Below are 5573 nucleotides of genomic sequence, written 5' to 3'. Positions count from 1 at the left end.
GTGTACTTGACCTATGCCGAGCCTCTCACGCATCAAACCCTATTTCGGTGGCATGAAATGCTCTTGTCTTTCGACAACAGGGCTAACTTCATCCCTCTATCAACGAGTTTGACATCAAAATCGATTGGCAGCTTTGGTCTGGCACCAGTCAACCGACTAAAACTGTCAGATGACGGCAGGGAGCCCAAAAAGACGAATGCTGCGGTGTGCGCGAAGGTCGGCTTTCGGGTTATGGCATTTCAAATTTACTTCTTGGCCCTCTGGCCGAACTCAATAAGGGGCGCGATGGCGAGAGCGATTTCAGCCACACGTTCGCCGATAGTATCATCGAGCCAGGCTGATTTCGGAATATCGCCCCGAACGAGCAGCCTCTTGAGGCGCAGATCATCCGCGATGTCGCTCTCATCGTGCTCTTCGTAGCCGCGGGGCATGCCTTTCAGGTTGTCGTCGCGCGACAGCTCACCGCCGCGCTTTTCGATCTCTGTTTTGGTGTCGGCCCAGTCACCCGGCGATGACACGATCCGGTCGCGGATGACGTTTAACTGCTTTGTCGGCAGTTTGTAGTATCCGCCGCCGACCCAACCGCCATCGCGCCCAAGCTCAACGTAGACGACTCCCTCCATTTCTTTCTTGGTCCCAGATGGCGTGAGAAGCCCCGCGACGCTTTCGCGATAGGGGCGCTTGTCTTTCGAGAAGCGCACGTCCCGGTTCATGCGGAACATGGTGTCGGAACTGCCCTTCACCGGGAGATCGGTGTCCGCAAGCCGAGCGGACACATCATGCAACATGGCGGCGAAGGGTTCTAGCAGCCACGCTTTCACCTCGTCTCGATGCGCGTCGAACCAGTCCTTGCTGTTGTCATTGGCCAGCCCGTCCAGAAGCTCGAAGGATTTGGCCGTTACCTTTGGGGACTCGACGTTGCTCATTTCAACGCCGCTTCCCAGGTGTCAGCCCTGAAGCCAAGAACAACCGCAGTGTCCGCGACCAGCAACGGACGTTTGATCAGGTAGGGGTTCTTCGCCATTGCGGCCGCTGCCGCGTCTGCGTCTTCCTTCAGTCGAGCCTGTTCTTCAGCCGGGAGTTTCTTGAAGACGATCGCGCGCGTATTAAGCACGTTTGTCAAACCAGCTTTGTCGATCCATGTTTTCAAACGGTCTTCGAGCCCGTCAACTTTCGGAAAGTCGATCCGCTCATAGGGTTCACCCTGAGCCTCCAGCCAATCCGTTCCCTTCTTTACCGTATCGCAACTGGGCATGCCATAAACAGTGACGCTCATCCCACGGCCTCCTCTGCATCTTGACCGTCACTCGAAAGCGCCGGTTTGACGAAGGTGTTCCAGTGATACCTTTGAAAGGCGATCGTCGACGCATCCGTGGGCATCGAAATCTCGGGCGCCGGGCGCGGAACGCGGCTTGGCCAGGCTGTCTCGACGTTACGCTTGTCTTCGTTCAGCACGATGATGTTGAGGGCGTCTGCTGCTCTCCAGATTGGGTTGCGTCCGCCGAAGTTCCGGCGCGGCACGATGATCTGGTTCGAGCGGCCTGCCTTGGTGGGCGTGCAGAAGATATGAAGGTACCACTCCTTCGGCACCTTCTGACCATTGAACTTCGTCGTGCCCTTCATCGGTACCTTCAGGCTCATTCCGTTCGGCGGCAGGAAGGCGAGCCAACCCATGTCGGACTTACCGTCGGATTTGGTGTCTTCAAGCCCCCAGTCCATCTCGTATGAGCCGTCGTCATGCTGGCGCAGATCAAGCTTCAACTCGGCCTCGGACACCTTGCCGATGTTTCGCCCTAAGCCAGCCCCGATGGTTTTTGCGTGCACGAACGGAATATGTGCTACGTCGAGCATGGTTTGGATCGCGCGAGACCAATGTGCCTGCCACTCGCGGACAATCATGTCGCCCGACCAACCCGCTTCGGTCATCGAGATAGGAAGGTCCTGCATCGGAGGAGGGGCCTCGTCCGCGTTCAGAACGCGAGTGAAGAGCCAGATCAACCCACCGACCTCCTGCGCGGCAAGGCGACCGGCACGAACCTTGTTTGGACGCTCCGAACCTGTCACAAGCGGGATAGCTTTACAGATACCATCTCCACCGAACCGCCATGCATGGAATGCGCACTGGATGTTGCCGTCTTCGGTGACTTTGCCGACGGACAGCTTCACTGAACGGTGTGGACATTGATCCACGAGCGCTTTCACTTCTGCGCCCGCGCGCCACAACACGACGGGTACATCATCGACATAGATGCCACGCGGCTTCTTAGTGAGATCGCGCGAGAAGGCCACAGGGACCCAGTGATCCGGTATTGACGGAAAGGTGACGCGGCCCCGCGTAACGGGCTCCGCATGCTGTGATGGTTTCAGTTCGGAATCGGGTGAAAGATCGTTCATGTTTGTCCTCATGCACTGGTGTGTTGGACAAACAGATGGATCAGAGCTATCTAATAACCAATCGTAAAATACAATGTAATCATAGCAAATGAGTGATAGATAGAGATGCTCAGGATCGACCTTCGGCAGATGCGGATATTCGAGGCTTTGGCCGAAGAGCTGCATTTTGGACGTACAGCGCATCGGTTGCACACCGCCCAACCCGTGATTTCGAAAGCGATCAAGGATATTGAGGACGAGGTTGGCACAACACTTGTAGAGCGGACGTCGCGGCGGGTTGAACTCACGCATGCCGGGAAGGCATTCCTGGCTTCTGCGAAGGCTGCGCTGCATCACGCCGATGTTGCGGTTCGTGCGGCGCGATCCTCAACCTACGAAGGGATCGAGAGCCTGAAGCTGGGCCTGACCATTGGCGCGGCACAACCGAAGTTGGGAGAGATCATTCGTCTGTTCAAAGAGCGTAACCCGGTTGCACAGATTGATGTGCTGGAACTCGACGAAGTGACGCTTGGACGCGCGGTTTCCGGTGGTGCAGTCGATGCGGCCATCGCTTGGGATCAAGCTATAGCAGCTGGCCTTCAGAGACAGCACATATTTGACGTCGAGATGAAGGTCGTTCTTCCCGAGGGTCACGTACTCAGCGACAAAGCAGAGATATCGGTCGATGATCTCAACGAAGCCGAGATGATCCTACCATCATCTGCGAAACAACCAGTCCTGCGGGAAAATTATCGCGCCTATTGCAAGGCCCATGGGTTCGAACCGCAACCTGTCGCTGAGATTGCGAACACCGCCGACCTGTTGGCGTTGGTGGCTGGCGGTGTCGGTATCGGCCATGCACCTCTGCCTGAGGGCATGACCTTTCCGGGCGTCGTCATCAGATCCCATGCACCCGATTTCAAACTTGGGTTCGACCTTGTGTGGTCTAGACCCAAGCCGTCAGTGCTGGAACTGCTTCGGCTGTTGGAGAAAAAGGTCCAAGTGAAGCCAGAACCACTTTGAACCGGACATTGCTAACGGGATTGCGAAAGGCAGCATTGTCCCGCTGACCGGCCAAATCGCCACAAAATCCAATGACCGGTTTGGGCCGTTTACAGTACTAGGAGAAACCAGTATTCTACTACCCTATGCAATGAATGAAGTACACGGCGACAAATATCCAGGTATGATTGAGTTTCATAGCCCTATGGGCGAGTTGCGATTGACTTATGATGAGTTCAGCACGCTGTTTGAAAAAAGAATGAAATCATTTCACTTTTTTACCGAAAACACACAGCCAAAGTTGGATAAGGTTTTGAAGGTCATATCAAAGTGGTGAAACCCGCACTCTGAATTATAGACACTAACGTATAACGATATCTTCTGGGAATAGGGAGCCGTCAATGTCGATGATTTACTACAATACTGTAACTCTTGCTTTTACTTTTGTCATATCATTGATGGTTGTCCAAACACGCGCTGAGGACCAATCTCCGAGTGTCGCTGAGATAACCAAAGGTTTTGAAAGACGAAAAGTGGAAACTATTTGCACGCATTCTAGCAGGCAAAATTGCGATGGCTCGTCAATGCAGCAGGAAATCCCGGTTATACCTCATCAACAACAACCTGAGACTGGCTTACAAACAAATATTGTACAGCCCCGGTTGTTATCTGGTCCACCATGGCCGCAATGCCATTCGATTTACGAGATCACTACAGATATGACGCCTGTTTATTTGAATGAACAAATCATAGCTTGTGCTCAAGCTAAAGAATTTCAGAACATGGGTGAAATGGTTATTGCTATGGAAATTTTTTATACTTTTGATATGAAGCGATTGCAGTTGAATGAACGTCGGGCTTTTGAATTTCAAATGGAGCCCTATCGACGTTCGTATGTCTCTCGGAGGGACTACATTCAATCCATGCCACATAGAGATAGACTAGGGCACGCAAGACGATCAGATCCCATTGTACAACAACAAATTTGTAATTTCTTTAACGAATTAGGTCCCCCAACAAATGATTTAAGCTGGACCAATCCAATTTTTGAGTATCTTGAAACATCACCGAACCCATCATCGGTCCCGAAAAATACCCTTTGGATTGAAACGCTTGATGAGTACTTCAGGTGTAATCAGCTTCGGAAATGAGGCTGTCAGGCATTGAAAGAATAAGGGCAGCATAGTGGTGTGTTGTGCTGCCCTAACTTCGGATTAGGCGATCTGGAAGTGATCATCTTGTGTTTGTGTCAATGCTGCCAGAATGTCCTCAGATCGATCTGCAAGGTCATTGTTATTGTCCAGATGAATCTGAGACGATGAGTTCAATGAGGCTAGATCAAGCTCGATTGACAATTCAACGTTAGACTTGTCATCGCTGAAGACGAAGATATCAGACACAGTATCAAAGAAGTCGTCTGCGAAAGCGCTGACAGCCGGTGGGGATGTAGTGAGTGATACGCTTGTTTTATCTTGACGAGGAATATCGAGGTCGGGGTATTGGATTGCGGCTCTTGCGCACCGTCGTTTCCGCAGCCAAAGAGATGAAGTTAAAGACAGTCCATGTTTCGACTTTTGACCGACACCCGGAAGCTTGTCGACTGTACGAAACCTTCGGATTTGAATCTGTCAAAACCGCGCCATCAACAGCTTTCAGCCAAGTCATGAAGCAAGTGGATTATGAACTGCTACTCGGCGGTGGCGACCTATAACGCTCTAAGCGTTCTTCAAGCGTGCCGCTGTGCAATTCGAACATATGGTTATCGTGGTCGTAGAAATATATCGAATGTCCTTCGCCTTCGACCCGTGATCTGCCTTCCTTCACGTCCAACCCAAGTTCCCGGATGCGCTGTAACCGATCTTCATACTCGTCTGGCGCCATCTTGAAAGCGACATGATTGTAGGTTCGTGATTCGAGTGGATCGCCTACCATCGTGGCAATCCATAGTCCCCCGACTTCGAAAAAGCGCTCTTTTGACAAAGAGAACGTTTTATCTCCGCTATCATAGATTTTTCTAGCGTCCAAAACCTTCGTCAGCATCTCTTCCATCTTGTCCAAGTCGCTGACGATGAAGGTCATGTGGCTCAAACCCTCGATCATGATCCAACCGTCCTCTGTAACGCTGCAGTGCGGCCTGTCGAACCCGATGTGGTGGATAGCTCCTGCTCCAACCGGCGTCACAATGCGCCATAGTGCAG

At 52.2% G+C, this 5573-nt stretch carries 7 protein-coding genes; 3 read left to right on the top strand and 4 right to left on the bottom strand.

The window, feature by feature from the left end:
* Positions 1 to 245: 245 nt before the first annotated feature.
* The 3 genes from HRQ87_RS19800 to HRQ87_RS19790 are packed head-to-tail and all read right to left on the bottom strand — an operon-like array spanning position 246 to position 2394.
* The gene (locus HRQ87_RS19800) at positions 246 to 926 is read right to left on the bottom strand and encodes a TIGR02453 family protein (RefSeq protein WP_174140176.1); all 681 of its coding nucleotides are present in this window, start codon (positions 924 to 926) and stop codon (positions 246 to 248) included.
* Entirely contained in the window at positions 923 to 1276 is a 354-nt protein-coding gene (locus HRQ87_RS19795) for a Spx/MgsR family RNA polymerase-binding regulatory protein (RefSeq protein ID WP_174140175.1), read from the bottom strand. Before HRQ87_RS19795 ends, HRQ87_RS19800 begins: the two co-directional genes overlap by 4 nt.
* A complete protein-coding gene (locus HRQ87_RS19790; RefSeq protein WP_174140174.1) occupies positions 1273 to 2394 on the bottom strand; it encodes a Rieske 2Fe-2S domain-containing protein in 1122 nt (373 codons plus the stop codon). The genes HRQ87_RS19795 and HRQ87_RS19790 overlap by 4 nt, the downstream gene beginning before the upstream one ends.
* Before the next feature lie 105 nt (positions 2395 to 2499).
* Between HRQ87_RS19790 and HRQ87_RS19785 the strand changes: the two genes are divergently transcribed.
* The 3 genes from HRQ87_RS19785 to HRQ87_RS20730 all read left to right on the top strand — a co-directional run bounded on the left by HRQ87_RS19785 (position 2500) and on the right by HRQ87_RS20730 (position 5086).
* Positions 2500 to 3396: a LysR family transcriptional regulator gene (locus HRQ87_RS19785; RefSeq protein WP_174140173.1), complete on the top strand. Its 897-nt coding sequence runs from the start codon at positions 2500 to 2502 to the stop codon at positions 3394 to 3396.
* Between the two features lie 380 nt (positions 3397 to 3776).
* Positions 3777 to 4526 carry a hypothetical protein gene (locus HRQ87_RS19780; RefSeq protein WP_174140172.1) on the top strand — a complete coding sequence of 250 codons (750 nt, stop codon included), beginning with the start codon at positions 3777 to 3779 and terminating at the stop codon, positions 4524 to 4526.
* Positions 4527 to 4828: 302 nt separating this feature from the next.
* Positions 4829 to 5086, top strand: coding sequence for a GNAT family N-acetyltransferase (locus HRQ87_RS20730; RefSeq protein WP_174140171.1), 258 nt, complete (start codon positions 4829 to 4831; stop codon positions 5084 to 5086).
* Here the strand turns inward: HRQ87_RS20730 and fosX are convergent.
* On the bottom strand, positions 5053 to 5475 hold the full coding sequence (gene fosX, locus HRQ87_RS19770; RefSeq protein ID WP_174140170.1) for a FosX/FosE/FosI family fosfomycin resistance hydrolase: 423 nt from the start codon (positions 5473 to 5475) through the stop codon (positions 5053 to 5055). The two genes, HRQ87_RS20730 and fosX, sit on opposite strands and share 34 nt — an antisense overlap.
* Positions 5476 to 5573: the final 98 nt, after the last annotated feature.

This window comes from Parasulfitobacter algicola (assembly GCF_013315265.1).
GTDB classification, from domain to species: domain Bacteria; phylum Pseudomonadota; class Alphaproteobacteria; order Rhodobacterales; family Rhodobacteraceae; genus Parasulfitobacter; species Parasulfitobacter algicola.
This window is presented reverse-complemented; position numbering and strand designations above follow the sequence as displayed.